Raw genomic sequence first — 16,381 nt, forward strand, 5'->3', positions numbered from 1 at the left:
TGACGGCCGTCGGTGGTCAGGAGACGGTGCGGAGGCTGCCTCGGGCGGCGGCCTTGAGGCGGCTTCCGCAGGACAGCCGGACGGAGTACCCGGCCGGGATCGACAGCGGCTCGCCGGTCTGCGGGTTGCGGCCGGTCCGCGGCGCGCGCAGTACCCGCTCGATGCTCAGCAGGCCGGTCAGCGAGACCTTGTCGCCCTTGTGCACGGCTTCGGTGACGACGTCGCCCAGCGCGTCGAGCACCTTCTCGGCCTGGTTACGCGGGATGCCCGCCTTCGTCGCCACGCCGGCGACCAGCTCGTTGCGGTTCACGGTTCTCCTCGAAGTCGCGCCGCCGGTCGGCACTGCGGACGCCGCCCCGGTCGGACCTCCAAAACCTTAACCGAAATGATTGTCGTTAGCGAGAGCGATCCCAGATCGTGGGGAAAACCCGCGTCAGAGCCCGTCCTGGTCGTGCCAGTGCGACTGCCAGCGCGGGTCGATGGAGGTGGACGCCAACTGGTAGCGGATGTCGGTCGAGAGCCGCATCGACGACGAGACGTTGTCCAGCGCGGCGTGGACAGTGTGGGCTGTGTGGATGACGACATCGCCCGCCGCATAGTCGGCAACCAGCCAGCGGGAGTCGTACTCCTCGGCAAGGCCAGGCAGGTCGGCAGTGATCGAGGCGGCCGGGCGCTTGAGGGTGCCGGCCGCCTCCTCCCGCAGTACTCGGTGGTGGCTGCCTTCCAGGTACGTGAGACCGCCCAGGGAGACAGGACAGTCGCCGAGCGGGATCCAGGCCGACAGCACCTGGTCGGTGCCTTCGCGGAGGTAGACGAGGTCGTAGTGCGCCTGCGTCGCCGTACCGATCCCCGCTTCGCCCGGCGCGATGTGCCGGATGATCTTGCGCCGATGCAGGAACGCCTCCCCACCCAGGAACCACTCATACCAGGACCGCAAGGCCGGCTGCGCGCAGAAGGCCTGGTACTGCGCCCCTGGCACCACCTCCCCGAACAGCACCCTCCGCAACTCGCCCGGATCCACAACCTGCGGCACCCCGTGAGCGTCGGCAACACCAGTCCGCTCGAAGTAGTACAGCCGGAACGCCATCACCTCAACCGGATCAAGCAATCCCCGGAGAAACAAATACCCGTCCCGCTCCAGCCGGACCCGCAGCGCCTCCCGATCGCCACGCTCACGCTGCGGCACCTCACTCAGCCTCCCCAGCCGCCCGGACGACAACACATACCCATTGGAAGTCAGCACGCCACCATTCCAGTCGCCCAACCAGACCGCAGTGAATGGACTGATGCACGCACTTCTTGGACTCTTGTCATCATGGACGACTGGTCGACTTACCTGACCCCTGGTCCGGTTGAGCGCGAACTTGGACTCTTCTGTCTCGGCGCAGGCGAGCAGCGCCACGCACCCGGCGCACCTCCCGAACGCGCCCTCGGCTGCCACGCCGCCGTCTTCCTTCACCGCGGCAAGGGCCACCTGCTGCACGGCCCCGACCGCGTACTGCACGAGGTAGAGGCCCCAGCCCTGCTCTGGCTCTTCCCCGGCGTACTGCACGGCTACCGGCCGTCCACTCACTGGCAGCAGTCGTGGGTCCTCTTCGGCGGCACTGCGACCGACACCCTGACCCGTCTCGGCTACCTGACCCCAGACCAGCCCGTACGCCGGTACGCCGACCCCCACTCGCCACAGCGCGCCTTCGCCAAGCTGCTCCGAGTCGTGAAGACCGGAGGTCGAGAGGTGCAGATCGCTGCAGCTCTCTACGACCTGATAGCCGCCGCAGCGCAGGACGAACCGGGCGACGAGCTGGTCGCCAGGCTGCGGGCCATCGCCTGTCGTCCACTGTCGATACGGCAGTACGCCGAAGCGCTCGGGGTCACCGTCGACGAGCTGCGGACGGCGACTCGGCGAGCTGCCGCAGCCACGCCGCAGGAAGTGATTTTGACCACCCGGATGAACGAGGCAAAGGCGCTGCTCGCCGAGTCCGGCCTCCCGGTCGCGAGGGTGGCCCGGGAGGTCGGCTACGACGACCCGGCGTACTTCAGCCGGTTGTTCAGCGCCCGGGTGGGGCTGGCGCCACGCACGTTCCGGCGGATTGGTTCGATCGGGCGGCGATGATCATCCTTTCGATCGAGGCGGCCGGGGCCGGCGGTCTGAAAGTGTGGGGTGAAGACCCTTCGCCGGACTGACGCCCGAATCCCCCGGGTGCCGATACGGTCGTTCCATGAGCCAACCGCAGTCCATCGACCCGCGCTACGTCAGCCGGCCGCCCGCGCGACCCAAGAAGCGGCGCAACTGGATCGGCCGGATCATCGGACTGATCGTCCTGCTGTTCGTGCTGAGCCTGATCTGCATCCCGCTGTTCGCCTGGGGCAAGATCAACAAGATCGACGCCTTCCCGGCCGGCGACCGCCCCGCCGCAACCCCCGGTACGACGTACCTGCTGGTCGGGTCCGACGGCCGCGAGGGACTGTCGCGGGCCGAGCGGGCCAGGCTGCACACCGGCAAGGCGGCCGGTCACCGGACCGACTCGATCATGTTGCTGCACGTGCCGGAGTCCGGCCCGACCGCGCTGGTCAGCCTGCCGCGGGACAGCTACGTGCCGATCCCGGGCCACGGCCGGAACAAGCTGAACGCGGCCTTCTCGTTCGGCGGCCCGCAGCTGCTGATCCAGACCGTGGAGAACGTCTCCGGCCTGCGCGTCGACCACTACGTCGAGATCGGCTTCGGCGGCTTCGCCTCGATCGTGGACGCGGTCGGCGGGGTCAACATGTGCTTGCCCAAGGCAATCAAGGACGAGAAGGCGCACATCAACCTGCCCCAGGGCTGTCAGGACCTCGACGGCCCGACCGCTCTGGGCTACGTCCGGGCCCGCTACTTCGATCCGTCCGGCGACCTCGGCCGGGTCCAGCGGCAGCGCGAGATGATCGGTGCGATCGCGGACAAGGGCGTCTCGCCGGCCACCTTCCTGAACCCGTTCCGCTTCTACAAGCTCAGCACCGCCAGTGCCGAGGCGCTCAGTGTCGACAAGGACATGGGCCCGTTCACGTTGCTCAAGTTCGCCCGCGGGATGAAGGCGGTGTCCGCCGGCAGCAGCGGCGTCACGCTGACCGTGCCGATCTCCGACAGCAACCTCAGCACCTCGAACGGCTCGGCCGTGAAGTGGGACTCCAAGAAGGCCACCGCGCTCTTCAAGGCCTTGAAGGAAGACAACACGAGCGGGTTGAAGAGCAGCTAGTGCTCACGCTGGTTCATCTGGTGGTGAGTCTCGGCATGCTCGTGATCGTGCCGCTGGGGCTCAGCCTGGTGACGGTGGACGGCGGTACGACGGTCCGCCGCTGGTGGCCGGCCGCGGCCGTGCCGGGGGTGATCTCCCTCTGGCTCGGCCGCGGCGACTTGTCGATCGCACTGGCCACCATCTACGCGGCCGGCACCCTCGCCCTCGCAGTACTGGCTGCAGTGGACCTCGTACGCCGGAGGCGCTTGGGGGCCAGGGAGATCGCGCTCTACACCGCACTGGTGACACCGGCGATCGCCGCGCTGGCACTGGTTGCAGAGCGCTCGTCACACGAGCTGTTCGGCTTCAAGCTGACAGTGCTCTCGCTGACTGTCGCCCACTTCCACTTCGCCGGCTTCGCTGCGGCACTGGTCGCATGCCTGGTGGTGGAGTCGACCAGCGGCCGGGTAGCGACCGCTGCGGCGATCAGCGTGCCGCTGGGTACAGGCATCGTGCTGGTCGGCTTCTTCCTCGGCGACGCGGTGGAGCTGCTCGGCGCCGCGGTACTGACAGCAGGGATGTGGATGGTCGGCTGGGCGATGTGGCGGCGTTCCCGGACTGCTGACCGGGCCACCAAGGTGCTGCTGACCGTCTCGGCCGCAGTACTGGTGGTGACGATGCTCCTGGCGCTCAGTTGGGCACTGGGACATGTAGTGGCGACGCCGTACCTGCCGCTGCAGTGGATGGTTGCTACACATGGAGTGGCGAACGCACTCGGCTTCGCTCTCTGCGGACTGCTGGCCTGGCGCCGGCTGAAGGAGTGGGATGAAGCTCGATGACCTGACTGGCCGGCGCTTCAGCTACGACGCGGTCGGCTCGACCCGGTACGTCGAGACCCCGCCCGGCTACCACCGGCTCGACCACCGGGTCCGGATCGGCAGTGGCGACGAGGTGTTCCGCCGCGCCACCGAGGCGTTGATGAACTGGAAGATGCACGGCAAAGCCGGAGTACCGGTCAAAGCGACGGACAGCCCCGCGGTGATCGGCACCAACGCGCTGGGCCGACTCGGCGTCGGTTCGCTCGGCCTGCCCGTCCCCTGCCGGGTGGTCTGGGTCGCAGACGAGCAGGACCGGGTGGGATTCGCCTACGGCACGTTGGAAGGCCACCCCGCGGCCGGTGAAGAGTCCTTCGTCGTCACTCGCGAGCCGGACGGCATCTACTTCACGCTGCGCGCCTACAGCCGCGCCGGCACCTGGTACGCGCGCCTCGGCGGCCCTGCGACCCGCGCCGGCCAGAAGCTCGTAGCCCAGCGCTACGGCCAGGCACTGGAGCGGCTGGCCAACCGCTGAGAGTGGACTGGCGAAGGCAGCGCCCAATGGCCCTGTCCCGACCAGCAGTACCGCTCCTAGCCTCACCAGCATGAGTAACGTCCGTGCCGCTACACCTGCTGACATCCCCCAACTCGTCGACGCCTACAGCTGGCTGTTCGAACCGCCCGGCGCGAAGCCAACCGACTGGGACCCGGCCGTCGCCGCCGACCGGCTGGAACGCACCATCGCCGGCCCACGCAGCGGAGCACTGGTTGCTGCTGACGGCGACGAGCTCCACGGCTTCTGTACGACGTACCTGGATCTCGAGTCGGTCCGGTTCGGTCAGCGTTGCTGGGTGGAGGACCTGGCCGTCGACCCCGGGCAGCGTTCGAACGGAATCGGCGCAGCCCTTCTGACGGCCGCCCGCGCCTGGGCCGCAGCCAACGGCGCCACCCACCTGGAGCTCGACTCGTCCACTGCCCGCACCGACGCGCACCGCTTCTACAACCGGCACGACCCGGACAGCCACTCGCTCAACTTCGGCTGGCAAACGGCCTGAGCTGCCAAGCACAACGCAAAGGCCCCGCAAGAGCTCATACCTTTTGCGGGGCCGCAGACATTCTTACCGGGCCGGCCCGACCGGCTGCCTGACCGACACGCGAACTGTGAGTGACATCATGTCCCGGTGAGTCCCAAGACTTTGACTGATCTGGTGGCACCCGACTGGGCCGAGGCGCTGGCGCCGGTGGAGGAAACCGTCGCGCGGATGGGTGAGTTCCTGCGCAACGAGATCGCCGCGGGCCGGCCGTACCTGCCCGCCGGGGAGAACGTCCTGCGGGCCTTCAACCAGCCGCTGAACGACGTGAAGGTGCTGATCGTCGGCCAGGACCCCTATCCGACGCCCGGGCATCCGGTGGGCCTGAGCTTCTCGGTGGCACCCGACGTGCGACCGATCCCGCGCAGCCTGCAGAACATCTACCGCGAGCTGATGGCCGACGTCGGCGTACCGGCTCCTTCCAACGGTGACCTGACGCCGTGGGCCGAGCAGGGCGTGCTGATGCTCAACAGAGTGCTCACCGTGCAGCCGGGCAAGTCCGCGTCGCATCGGGGCAAGGGCTGGGAGACGGTGACCGAGCAGGCCATCCATGCGCTCGTGAAGCGCGGTGGGCCGCTGGTGGCGATCCTCTGGGGCCGTGACGCGCAGACACTCAAGCCGATGCTCGGCAGTACGCCGTACATCGAGAGTGCTCACCCGAGCCCCATGTCGGCAGACCGTGGCTTCTTCGGCTCCCGGCCGTTCAGCCGGGTCAACGAGCTGCTGATCAAGCAGGGCGGCACACCTATCGACTGGCGCCTGCCCTGACAGCGCCAGTACCCGTCCAGCTGTGCCAGAGCTGGCTGTAGCGACCCCCTGCAGCCAGCAGCTCGGCATGCGTACCTGACTCGACCACTCGCCCGTGGTCCAGTACGACGATCCGGTCCGCCTGCTCCGCCTGCGTGAGCCGGTGAGCCACCACCAGCGTCGTCCGGCCCTCGGTAGCAGCAGCACTGGCTCGCTCCAGCTCTCGCGCCCCAGCGCTACCCGCCTCAGCCGTCGCCTCATCCAGTACTGCGACCGCCGGGTCCGCGAGCACCAACCGAGCCAGCGCGACCTGCTGTGCCTGGGCACCCGTCAACTGATGCGCGTTCTCCCCCACCTGGCTCTGCAGCCCGTCCGGCAACGCACGCACCCAGCCGAGCGCTCCCACGAGCTCCAGTGCCTCCTCTACCTCGGCAACAGTCGCCGAAGCCTTGGCCAGCCGTACGTCGTCCAGCAGCGCCCCGGAGAACACATGGACCTCCTGGCTCAGCAGAGCAACCTGCTGCTGAGTACGGGCCTCACCCAGCGCCCTGATATCCACCCCGCCCAGCCGCACCGTCCCAGTGGTAGGCATCAGTACACCGGCCGCGATCGCCGCCAGCGTGGTCTTCCCAGCTCCACTCGCGCCCACCAGCGCAACGCGCTCACCCGGCTCGATCCGCAGCGAGACTCCGTCGACCACCAACGGCCCGTCGTACGAGTGCCCGATCCCCACCAGCTCCACGGACGCATCGGCAGGCGACGGCCCTGGAGGCGGCTCGGCAGCGGGCTCCAGCGTCAGCACTCCGGCCAGTCGCGCCAGCCCGGCCGCAGCCGTCTGGACCTGGTCGAACTGCATCAGCAACGCACCGATCGGGTTGAACAGCCGGTGGAAGTACAACGCGGCCGCTGTGGTCGCGCCGATCGTCACGAGCTCCGCCCGGACCAGGAAGAACCCGGCCACCAGGATCGAGGTCAGCCCGACGAACTCGGCGTGGTTGACCCGCGAGGAGAAGAAGCTGAACAGCCGGAAGACGTTCAGCGACAGGTCCCGCGCGGTCGCCGAGCGGTCCGCGATCCGCTCCAGCTGCGTCTCCTCCAGCCGGTACGCCCGGACGGTCGCGCTGCCGCGCAGCGAGGTGATGATCGCCTCGGACCGCTCGCCCATCGCGAGCCGTTCCTTGCTGTAGAAGGGCGCGGACCGCGGCAGGTACCAGCGCAGCGCCAGCAGGTACATGGGCAATGAGAGCAACCCGGCCAGCCCTAGTCGCCAGTCCAGCGCGAACATCCCGCCCGCGGTCAGCACGATCGTCAGCGACGCCGCCAGCAGCACCGGGCCCAGCTGGGTCAGTGCAGCGGCCACTGACGCCACGTCATCGCCCACCCGCGACAGCAGGTCGCCGGTCCGGATCTTGTCGAGCACCGGCGCCGGCAGGTGGAGTACGCGATCCAGCACCTGCTCCCGGATCCGCGCGAGTACCGTCTCGCCGACCCGCGCGATCAGCGTCACCCCAAGAGCAGTGAGTACTCCGGACAGCAGCGCCGCGCCACCGATCAGCACGACCACCCGTACGACGGCCGACCCGTCCGCACCGGCAGACACGTCGTCCACCAACACACCAAGAGCCCACGGCGCCACAAGCCCCGCCGCACTCCCGACTGTCACCACAGCGGCAGCCACCAGCGACAGCACGCGCAGGCGACGGATCTCCCGCCAGAGCACGACCCAGGTGGCGCGCGGCCCGGCAATCGGCAACAACTCGGACGTGCTCATCGCAGTACCGCTTCCTGGTACGCCGTGTCTGTGTCGGCCAGCTCGGCATGCCGGCCCTCGGCCACGACGGCGCCGTCCGAGATGACCAGCACCCGATGCATCTTGCCCAGTAGCGCAGGGCTGCTCGTCAGTACGAGTGTTGCGAGGGTGGGGACCCCACGGACCTCCGCGAGCCCTTCGGCCAGGAGCTCCTCGGTGACGGCGTCGACCGCAGTACTGGGGTCGTGCAGCACCAGCACTGGCGGCTCGGCCAGCAAGGCACGGGCCAGGCCGAGGCGTTGGCGTTGCCCGCCCGACAGTGTCCGGCCGCGGTCGGACAGTGGGTGGTCCAAGCCATCCGGGTAAGCCTCGATCACGTCAGTCGCCGCAGCAGCCTCGACCACACGTTCCACCCCGGAAGACCTCTCAGAGCCGGCCAACAGGTTGGAGCGCAGCGTCCCCTCGAACAGGTCGGTGTCATGCTGCTCGACCAGCACAGATCGGCGTACCAGGTCGATGTCCAGCTCCTCGACGTCGGTACCGCCGACAAGCACCCGGCCTGTGTGGTCGGCGGTCCTGCCGGCCACGACTGTCAGGAGGGCGTCGGCGTCGCGTGGGTCGTAGCAGAGAACCCCGACCAGCTCACCCGGTCGCAGCGACAGGTCCAGCGAGGACAGGGTCTTGTAGCCAACGCCTTCGAGCGCCAGCAGCGGCTTCGCGCGGTCCAAGCTGGTCGAGGTCCCAGTGGTGATCGCCCAGGGCGAGCCGAGCACTGACGCCAGCCGCCCGGCCGAGGCACGAGACATGGCGAAGACCTGGCCGCTGTAGCCGAGTAGCCCGACGGGTTCCGCGATGAACTGGGCCAGGCCGACGACGGTGATCAACTCGCCGATACTGATCCGGCCGTCCAATGCGAACCAGCCGGCGACACCTGCGACCGCTGCCAGCAGCAGGCCGCTCAGCGCATTGGTGACGCCGTCCTGCAACCCGTTGGTCGATGCAGCGCGCAGGGTCGCCTTCAACGTCTCCTGACTGGACCGCCGGTACCGCTCGGCAGCGTTGTGCTGAGCCCCGATGCCCCGCAGTGTGCGAAGCCCACCGACCAGGTCCGTCGCCAGGGCCGTAGTACCGGCGACTGCTTCCTGCTGTGATGCCGTACGGCGGGTCAGCAGTGGCGACAGGGCCTGGATGCCCAGCACCAGCAGGGGTACGCCGATCATCACGCCGAGCCCCAGCGGTACGTCGACGAGCAGCAGAGCAACCGACGACACCACCAGCGCAGCACCGCCGGCAAAGCCCAGCGAGACAGCGCGTAGTACCAGCGAGGTCTTCTCCGCATCAGAGGTGGCGATCTGCAGCAGCTCCCCCGACCGCAGACCGGTCCGGTGCCCGCGGGGATCCAGCACTCGGCGCGCGATCTCCAGCCGGAGCAGGTGTGTCTCGTACTCGATCGCATGGACCACCTGCCGGGCGCCGGTCTTCCAGGCGTTCGACAGCACCGCGAACAGCGCGACCATCATCAGCACGCACCACAGCAGGGGTTCCAGCCGCCCGGTCGACACAGCCTGGTCGACGAAGATGCCGATCGCGATCGGCACCGCGACCTCCGTGGCCTGGTGCAACGCCAGGATCAGCATTCCCGCGATCATCCGGACCCGGTGCCGCCCGATCGCGCGACGCAGCACCCTGCCTGCTGTGAACTCCACGGAAAGGCCTTCCCCCACGTCGGCGCGACCGCCCACCCGGGCGGAAGTTAGTACACCCTAACTTGACGAGGAAAAGAACCGGAAGCGCCGACCGATTGACACCTGCCCCGGCTCCCCCGTACGGTCTCGCGGTAATAGGAAACTTTCCTAACAGTTGATCAGGCGGCCGAAGGGTCAGCGTGGTCAGGCGACGTGACGGCGAAGGGAGGGCAGGGTTAGCACATGGCCAGCACACCCGGTACTCCCCGCCTGCTCCGCGCGATGAACGATCGTGCCGCCCTCGACCTGCTGCTCACGCACGGTCCGTTGTCCCGCACCACCCTCGGTAACCTCACCGGCCTGTCCAAGCCGACCGCCTCCCAGCTGCTCTCCCGGCTCGAAAGCGCCGGGCTCGTCCGGGCCAGCGGGACCAGCGCCGGCCGCCCGGGCCCCAACGCCCAGCTGTACGAGATCAACGGCGGCATCGCGTACGTCGCCGGCCTGGACGTCACGCCGACCCGGATCCGCTCGGCCGTGGCCGACCTGACCGGCAAAGTGGTCGGCCGGTTCGAGCTGCCGACACCGGGCCGGAGCGCCAAGGGCACGGTCGAACGCGTCGTCAAGGCGATCGACGGCGCACTCGGCGACGCCGGACTGACCCGCGACCGGCTGCACCGCGTCTCGATCGGTACGCCCGGTGGGTTCGACCCGACCACCGGCCGGCTCCGCTACGCGACCCACCTGCCCGGCTGGCACGCGCCGCACCTGCTCGAGGAGCTGGCCGCGGCGATCGCCGTACCGCTGGAGGTCGAGAACGACGTCAACCTGGCCGCCGTCGCCGAGCAGCAGGTCGGGCACGCGAGCAACAGCGACAACTTCGTCATGCTGTGGGGCGAGGAGGGCATCGGCGCGGCGATAGTGATCGGGGGTCACCTCGTCCGCGGCGCCACCGGCGGTGCCGGTGAGGTCGCCTTCCTGCCGCTGCCCGGTACGCCGCTGGTGCGCAACGTCGGCCGCAACAACGCCGGCGGCTTCCAGGAACTGGCCGGTGGCGAACCGGTCCTCGAACTGGCCCGCTCGCACGGCCTGCGCGCCCGTACGCCGGAAGCCGCGATCGCCGCCGCCCTGGAGACCCCGGGCGCGGGCGACACCGTGCTGGCCGAGTTCGCCCATCGTCTCGCGGTCGGCCTGGCCGCGATCGTGTCCGTCGTCGACCCCGAGCTGATCGTGCTCGCGGGCGGCGTCATCACCGCCGGCGGCGAACGCCTCCGCGGCCTGGTGCAGGACGAGCTCGCCGAGCTCGCCGTGCCGCGGCCGCGGTTGCTGATGACCGCGATCAACACCGACCCCGTGTTGTCCGGCGCCCTGCAATCCGCACTGAGCTACACCCGCGACGCGGTCTTCGACACAGCCGGTACGACGACCGGGGGCAGTACCGACTAGCCCACCCACCAGCGCAGCCAGCCGCCCAGACACATCCCCGGACCGGGACACCACCCCGGTCCGGTGGATCCGCACACCCAAAATGCAGTCCCGCTCCACCAGGATCAGGAGAAAACGGAAATGCGTCGAGTCCACAAAGCAGTGATCGCCGGCGCGGCGATCGCGCTGCTCGGTACCGCCTGCACCGGTACGTCGAGCGCCCCGCAGGCGAGCGACGACGCCACCAAGCCGACCACGATCACCTTCTGGCACGGCTGGAGCGCGCCGAGCGAGGCGGCCGCGATCGCCGCGAACGTGAAGTCGTTCGAGGCGAAGTTCCCGCACATCAAGGTGAAGGTCGTCGGCAACATCAACGACGACAAGATCAAGCAGGCACTGCGGGCCGGCGGCCCGAACGCGCCCGACGTGGTGTCGTCCTTCACCACCGACAACGTCGGCACCTTCTGCTCGTCGAACGTCTTCGCCGATTTGAAGCCGTTCATCGAGAAGTCCGGTGTCGACCTGGACAAAACGTTCCCGAAGCCGCTGCAGGACTACACCCAGTTCCAGGGCAAGCGCTGCGCCCTGCCGCTGCTGAACGACGCCTACGGCCTGTACTACAACAAGGACGCGTTCAAGGCCGCCGGGATCACCGAGCCGCCGAAGACGCTGTCAGAGTTCGACGCGGCCGCGAAGAAGCTGACCAAGCCCAAGGGTGACGGCTACGCCCAGCTCGGTTTCATGCCGAACTTCCACGGCTACGAAGCGACTCCCACGCACCTCGCGGCGCAGTGGAACGCGACGTACTTCACCGGTGAGGGCAAGTCGAACCTGGCCGCCGACCCGGCGTTCGCCAAGATGCTGAACTGGCAGTCCAACCTGGTCAAGGAACTCGGTGGTTTCACCAAGCTGGAGAAGTACCGCGCGACCTTCGGTGACGAGTGGGGCGCCAAGAACCCGTTCCACACCGGCCAGGTAGCGATGGCGATGGACGGCGAATGGCGGCTCGGGATGGCCAAGGAAGCCGGCGTGAAGTTCGACATCGGCGTAGCGCCGTTCCCGGTCCCGGACGAGCAGAAGGACACCTACGGCAAGGGCTATCTGTCCGGAACCATCATCGGTATCGCCAACACCAGTCAGAAGCAGAACGCGGCCTGGGAGCTGGTCAAGTACATGACCACCGACACCAAGGCCGTGGTCGACTTCTCCAACGGGATCCACAACGTGCCCTCCACCCTGGAGGCGCTGAAGTCGCCCGACCTGAAGATCGACGAGAAGTTCAAGGTCTTCCTCGAGATCGCCCAGCACCCGAAGAGCAGCACCACCCCGGCCAGCCCGAACGGCGGCGCGTACCAGCTCACCCTGACCGACCTCGCCTACGCCGTCGAGTCCGGAAAGCAGACCGATATCGCTGCCGGTCTGGCCAAGGCCGACCAGCAGATCGACAAGGACATCGCGCAGGCCAAGTGATGACGACCATCTCCGTAGGGCTCAAGGCGCAGCGCCGCCGGGAACGGCTGCGCAACCTGGCCTTCCTGTCCCCCTGGCTGATCGGGGTCAGCGTCTTCTTCCTCTACCCGCTGGCCTCGACCATCTACTTCAGCTTCATGAAGTACGACGGTTTCACCCCGCCGGTCTGGACCGGCCTGAAGAACTGGACCTACGTCTTCACCGACTACCTGTTCTTCTGGCCGGCCCTGCGCAACACGCTCTGGCTGGTGATCGTCATGGTCACCCTGCGGGTCCTGTTCGGGCTCGGCATCGGTTTGCTGATCACCAAGGTGAAGACCGGCGCCGGACTGTTCCGGACCATGTTCTACCTGCCGTACCTGGCGCCGCCGGTGGCCGCGACGATGGCGTTCGCGTTCCTGCTCAACCCGGGCACCGGGCCGGTGAACAGCATCCTGGACAAGGTCGGGCTGCCGCAGCCGGGCTGGTTCAACGACCCGGCCTGGTCGAAACCGGCGCTGACCCTGCTGGCGATCTGGGGGATCGGCGACCTGATGGTGATCTTCATGGCCTCGCTGCTCGACGTACCGAAGGAGCAGTACGAGGCGGCAGCCCTCGACGGCGCCAGTTCGTGGCAACGGTTCGTGGCCGTGACGCTGCCGAACATCCAGCCGATCGTGTTGTTCGCGGTCGTCACCGGCGTGATCCAGACCATGCAGTACTACACCCAGCCACTGATCGCCGGGAAGGTCGCCAGCGGCGTGATCGGCGGATCGGGTCAGCAGTTCGAACCCGGCTACCCGGACAAGTCGACGCTGACTCTTCCGCAACTGGTCTACAACCTCGGCTTCCAGCGGTTCGACACCGGCGGAGCGAGCGTGATCGCGCTGGTGCTGTTCGTACTGGCGATGGTGTTCACGGCGATCCTGATGCGCCGCGGCAGTGGCTTCCTGGCCACGGACGACTAGGAGACTGCTGATGAGTACTCTGACCGACTTCCGGGTCGAGACCCCGGAGAGCACTCCCGGCCTGACCGCGGCGGGACGCGACGCACGGCGTACCAGGTTTCTGAGCTGGGTCGCCGTGCACGCCCTGGCGATCGCGGCGGCGTTGTTCTTCGTACTGCCGTTCGTCTTCGTCCTGCTGACCGCGCTGATGAGCGACCAGCAGGCCCTGACCCGCGATCTGTGGCCGGACAGCTGGCACTGGGAGAACCTGCGCACCGTGTGGGAGACCCCGGGCTTCCTGACCTGGTGGCAGAACACCCTGATGTACGCCGTACTCGGAACGGTGCTGACCCTGCTCTCCAGCATCCCCGTCGCGTACGCCCTGGCCAGGTTCAAGTTCCGCGGCCGCAACCTGGCGATGATGCTGGTGATCTCCACGATGATGCTGCCGCCCCAGGTCGTGATCGTGCCGATGTACCTGTTCTGGGCCAAGGAACTGCACCTGTCCGGGACGTTGTGGCCGCTGATCATCCCGATGGCGTTCACCGACGCGTTCTCGATCTTCCTGCTCCGGCAGTTCCTGCTGACCATCCCGAAGGAGTACGTCGACGCCGCCAAGGTCGACGGCTGCGGCGAGTTCCGGGCGCTGGTCCGGGTGGTCCTGCCGATGGCCAAGCCGGCCATCGCGGCGGTCGCGCTGTTCCAGTTCTTCTACTGCTGGAACGACTACTTCGGCCCACAGATCTACGCCAGCGAGAACCCGGCCGCCTGGACCCTCAGCTACGGGCTGGAGTCCTTCAAGGGCGCCCACCACACCAACTGGAACCTCACCATGGCAGCGACCCTGCTGGTGATGGCTCCGGTGATCATCCTGTTCTTCTTCGCCCAAAAGGCCTTCATCGAAGGCGTCACACTCACAGGGGTCAAAGGTTGAAACTCACAGTCGTCGGTGGCGGATCCACCTACACGCCTGAACTCATCGACGGGTTCGCCCGGTTGCGCGACTCGTTGCCGGTCACCGAACTGGCGCTGGTCGACCCGGCCGCCGACCGGCTCGAGCTGGTCGGCGGGCTGGCCCAGCGGATCTTCGCCAAACAAGGGCATCCGGGCAAGGTCGTCACCACGTCCGACCTGGACGAAGCGGTCGACGGCGCGGACGCGGTTCTGCTCCAGTTGCGGGTCGGCGGGCAGGCCGCACGCAACCAGGACGAGACCTGGCCGCTCGAATGCGGTTGCGTCGGCCAGGAGACCACCGGCGCGGGCGGCCTGGCCAAGGCGCTGCGCACGGTTCCCGTCGTACTGGACATCGCCGAGCGGGTCCGGCGGTCCAACCCGGACGCGTGGATCATCGACTTCACCAACCCGGTCGGCATCGTCACCCGGGCGCTCCTTTCCGAAGGCCACAAGGCGGTCGGGCTGTGCAACGTGGCGATCGGCTTCCAGCGGAAGTTCGCCGGCATGCTCGGCGTCACGCCGGAGCAGGTCTCGCTCGACCATGTCGGACTCAACCACCTGACCTGGGAACGGGCTGTCCGAGTCGACGGCGAGAACGTCCTGCCCAAGCTGCTCGCCTCCCACTCGGCCGAGCTCGCCGCAGAGCTGAAGCTCCCCGCCGAACTGTTGCTGCAGCTCGGCGTCGTACCGTCGTACTACCTGCGCTACTTCTACGCGCATGACGAGGTCGTCCGCGAGCTGCTGGAGAAGCCGTCGCGGGCCGCCGAGGTCGCCGCGATCGAGAAGGAACTGCTCGACCTGTACGCCGACCCGTCACTGGACGAGAAGCCCGCGTTGCTGGAGCAGCGCGGTGGCGCGTACTACTCCGAGGCCGCGGTCGCTCTGGCCTCCTCGCTGCTCAACGACACCGGCGATGTGCAGGTCGTCAACACCCTCAACAACGGCACCCTGCCGTTCCTGCCCGACGACGCCGTGATCGAAGTACCGGCGACGGTCGGAGCAGCCGGTACGACGCCGTTGCCGATCTCGCCCCTCGAGCCGCTGTACGCCGGACTGGTCGCGAACGTCACGGCGTACGAGAATCTTGCCCTCGAAGCGGCTCTGAAGGGTGGTGCGGAACGGGTGTTCAACGCTCTGCTGGCGCATCCGCTGATCGGGCAGATCGAGTACGCCAACCAGCTCACCGACAAGTTGCTCGCGCACAACCGCGAGCACCTCCCATGGGCGTGACGATGGTGGACGAGGTGGACAAGTTGGTCAGACCCCTGGTGCCGGGCGGCGTACTCGCCTTCGACGCCGGCAACAGCAAGACCGACGTGGCCCTCGTCTCCGCCGAAGGAACAGTCCTCGGTACTGCGCGCGGCGGCGGCTTCGAGCCACACATCATCGGTGCCGCGGCCGCTGTCGACGGGCTGGTCCCGCTGGTCGCCGCCGCCGCGGCCGAGGCGGGTCTCGCGGTCGGTGACGTCCCGCTGGTGCAGCAGATCTCCGCGTGCCTGGCGAACGCGGACCTCCCGATCGAGGAAGAGCGGCTCGCCGAGGCGTTCGAGTCGCACGGCTGGGCCACCTCGGTCCACGTCGCCAACGACACCTTCGCCCTGTTGCGCGCGGGCGTGGACGAGCCGCGCGGTGTCGCGGTGGTCTGCGGCGCGGGCATCAACTGCGCCGGCCTGCTCCCCGACGGCCGGACCGCGCGGTTCCCGGCGGTCGGCCGGATCTCCGGAGATTGGGGCGGTGGGCAACAACTTGCCGACGAGGCGTTCTGGGCGGCGGCCCGCGCCGACGACGGCCGGGGCCCGGCGACGGCCCTGGCCACGGTCCTCCCGGCGCACTACGGGGTCGAGTCCATGCCGGCACTGATCGAGGCGCTCCACCTGGGCGACATCCCGGTCTCCCGCCGGCTCGAGGCGACTCCGCTGTTGTTCCAGGTGGCGGCCGGCGGCGATCCCGTCGCCACGGCAGTGGTCCACCGCCAAGCGGAGGAGATCGTCGCCATGGCGGTCGTCGCCATGACCCGCCTGGACATGTTGAGCGAGCCGACGAACGTAGTACTGGGAGGTGGCGTCCTCACCGCAGGCCACCCTCTCCTGATGGAAACCGTACTGCGGCTACTCGCGGCGGCAGCCCCGAAAGCGGTAGCCCGCGTCATCGACGTCCCACCCGTCGTCGGCGCCGCCCTTCTGGGCCTGGACCACACCAACGCCCCACCCACCGCCCACCACACTCTCCGAGCCAGCTACGCCCCACCCCCGGCCGCGTAGTACTCGGCTGCGGAGCTCGTCGAGGGCGGGCCGGGATCTCCTTCTGGC

General features: G+C 68.3%; 16 protein-coding genes. 12 read left to right on the forward strand and 4 right to left on the reverse strand.

The genetic code is table 11. From position 1 onward, the window contains the following. Positions 1 to 16: 16 nt before the first annotated feature. Positions 17 to 310 (reverse strand): HU family DNA-binding protein, encoded by a 294-nt coding sequence (locus AB0F51_RS26460; RefSeq protein WP_360284276.1) that lies wholly within the window; start codon positions 308 to 310, stop codon positions 17 to 19. A 123-nt stretch (positions 311 to 433) separates the two neighbouring features. Next, positions 434 to 1,243: a phytanoyl-CoA dioxygenase family protein gene (locus AB0F51_RS26465; protein ID WP_360284277.1), complete on the reverse strand. Its 810-nt coding sequence runs from the start codon at positions 1,241 to 1,243 to the stop codon at positions 434 to 436. Positions 1,244 to 1,315: 72 nt separating this feature from the next. Between AB0F51_RS26465 and AB0F51_RS26470 the strand changes: the two genes are divergently transcribed. From AB0F51_RS26470 to AB0F51_RS26495, 6 genes are all read left to right on the forward strand, one after another. After that, complete coding sequence (locus AB0F51_RS26470) at positions 1,316 to 2,113, forward strand: AraC family transcriptional regulator (protein ID WP_360284278.1); 798 nt, start codon at positions 1,316 to 1,318, stop codon at positions 2,111 to 2,113. Between the two features lie 106 nt (positions 2,114 to 2,219). Then, the gene (locus AB0F51_RS26475) at positions 2,220 to 3,233 is read left to right on the forward strand and encodes an LCP family protein (RefSeq protein ID WP_360284279.1); all 1,014 of its coding nucleotides are present in this window, start codon (positions 2,220 to 2,222) and stop codon (positions 3,231 to 3,233) included. After that, the gene (locus tag AB0F51_RS26480) at positions 3,233 to 4,051 is read left to right on the forward strand and encodes a YndJ family protein (protein WP_360284280.1); all 819 of its coding nucleotides are present in this window, start codon (positions 3,233 to 3,235) and stop codon (positions 4,049 to 4,051) included. Before AB0F51_RS26475 ends, AB0F51_RS26480 begins: the two co-directional genes overlap by 1 nt. Beyond that, on the forward strand, positions 4,038 to 4,562 hold the full coding sequence (locus AB0F51_RS26485) for a DUF1990 domain-containing protein (RefSeq protein ID WP_360284281.1): 525 nt from the start codon (positions 4,038 to 4,040) through the stop codon (positions 4,560 to 4,562). The genes AB0F51_RS26480 and AB0F51_RS26485 overlap by 14 nt, the downstream gene beginning before the upstream one ends. A gap of 70 nt (positions 4,563 to 4,632) precedes the next feature. Next, on the forward strand, positions 4,633 to 5,082 hold the full coding sequence (locus AB0F51_RS26490; protein ID WP_360284282.1) for a GNAT family N-acetyltransferase: 450 nt from the start codon (positions 4,633 to 4,635) through the stop codon (positions 5,080 to 5,082). 126 nt (positions 5,083 to 5,208) lie between these two features. Then, positions 5,209 to 5,886, forward strand: coding sequence for a uracil-DNA glycosylase (locus AB0F51_RS26495; RefSeq protein ID WP_360284283.1), 678 nt, complete (start codon positions 5,209 to 5,211; stop codon positions 5,884 to 5,886). Here the strand turns inward: AB0F51_RS26495 and AB0F51_RS26500 are convergent. Together AB0F51_RS26500 and AB0F51_RS26505 are read right to left on the reverse strand one after the other, a co-directional pair. Beyond that, complete coding sequence (locus AB0F51_RS26500) at positions 5,864 to 7,636, reverse strand: ABC transporter ATP-binding protein (protein ID WP_360284284.1); 1,773 nt, start codon at positions 7,634 to 7,636, stop codon at positions 5,864 to 5,866. The two genes, AB0F51_RS26495 and AB0F51_RS26500, sit on opposite strands and share 23 nt — an antisense overlap. After that, entirely contained in the window at positions 7,633 to 9,321 is a 1,689-nt protein-coding gene (locus AB0F51_RS26505; protein ID WP_360284285.1) for an ABC transporter ATP-binding protein, read from the reverse strand. Before AB0F51_RS26505 ends, AB0F51_RS26500 begins: the two co-directional genes overlap by 4 nt. Before the next feature lie 222 nt (positions 9,322 to 9,543). On the opposite strand from AB0F51_RS26505, the gene AB0F51_RS26510 reads away from it, so the two are divergent. The 6 genes from AB0F51_RS26510 to AB0F51_RS26535 all read left to right on the forward strand — a co-directional run bounded on the left by AB0F51_RS26510 (position 9,544) and on the right by AB0F51_RS26535 (position 16,333). Beyond that, positions 9,544 to 10,743, forward strand: a complete 1,200-nt coding sequence (locus tag AB0F51_RS26510) for an ROK family transcriptional regulator (protein ID WP_360284286.1) — start codon at positions 9,544 to 9,546, stop codon at positions 10,741 to 10,743. A 120-nt stretch (positions 10,744 to 10,863) separates the two neighbouring features. Beyond that, positions 10,864 to 12,192, forward strand: a complete 1,329-nt coding sequence (locus AB0F51_RS26515) for an ABC transporter substrate-binding protein (RefSeq protein WP_360284287.1) — start codon at positions 10,864 to 10,866, stop codon at positions 12,190 to 12,192. After that, entirely contained in the window at positions 12,192 to 13,139 is a 948-nt protein-coding gene (locus AB0F51_RS26520) for a sugar ABC transporter permease (RefSeq protein WP_360284288.1), read from the forward strand. The genes AB0F51_RS26515 and AB0F51_RS26520 overlap by 1 nt, the downstream gene beginning before the upstream one ends. Positions 13,140 to 13,149: 10 nt before the next feature. Then, positions 13,150 to 14,052, forward strand: coding sequence for a carbohydrate ABC transporter permease (locus tag AB0F51_RS26525; protein ID WP_360284289.1), 903 nt, complete (start codon positions 13,150 to 13,152; stop codon positions 14,050 to 14,052). Next, entirely contained in the window at positions 14,049 to 15,302 is a 1,254-nt protein-coding gene (locus tag AB0F51_RS26530) for a 6-phospho-beta-glucosidase (RefSeq protein ID WP_360284290.1), read from the forward strand. Before AB0F51_RS26525 ends, AB0F51_RS26530 begins: the two co-directional genes overlap by 4 nt. Next, positions 15,293 to 16,333 (forward strand): BadF/BadG/BcrA/BcrD ATPase family protein, encoded by a 1,041-nt coding sequence (locus AB0F51_RS26535; protein ID WP_360284291.1) that lies wholly within the window; start codon positions 15,293 to 15,295, stop codon positions 16,331 to 16,333. The genes AB0F51_RS26530 and AB0F51_RS26535 overlap by 10 nt, the downstream gene beginning before the upstream one ends. Positions 16,334 to 16,381: the final 48 nt, after the last annotated feature.

Origin of the sequence: Kribbella sp. NPDC023855 (assembly GCF_040639475.1) — a bacterium.
Taxonomy (GTDB): domain Bacteria; phylum Actinomycetota; class Actinomycetes; order Propionibacteriales; family Kribbellaceae; genus Kribbella.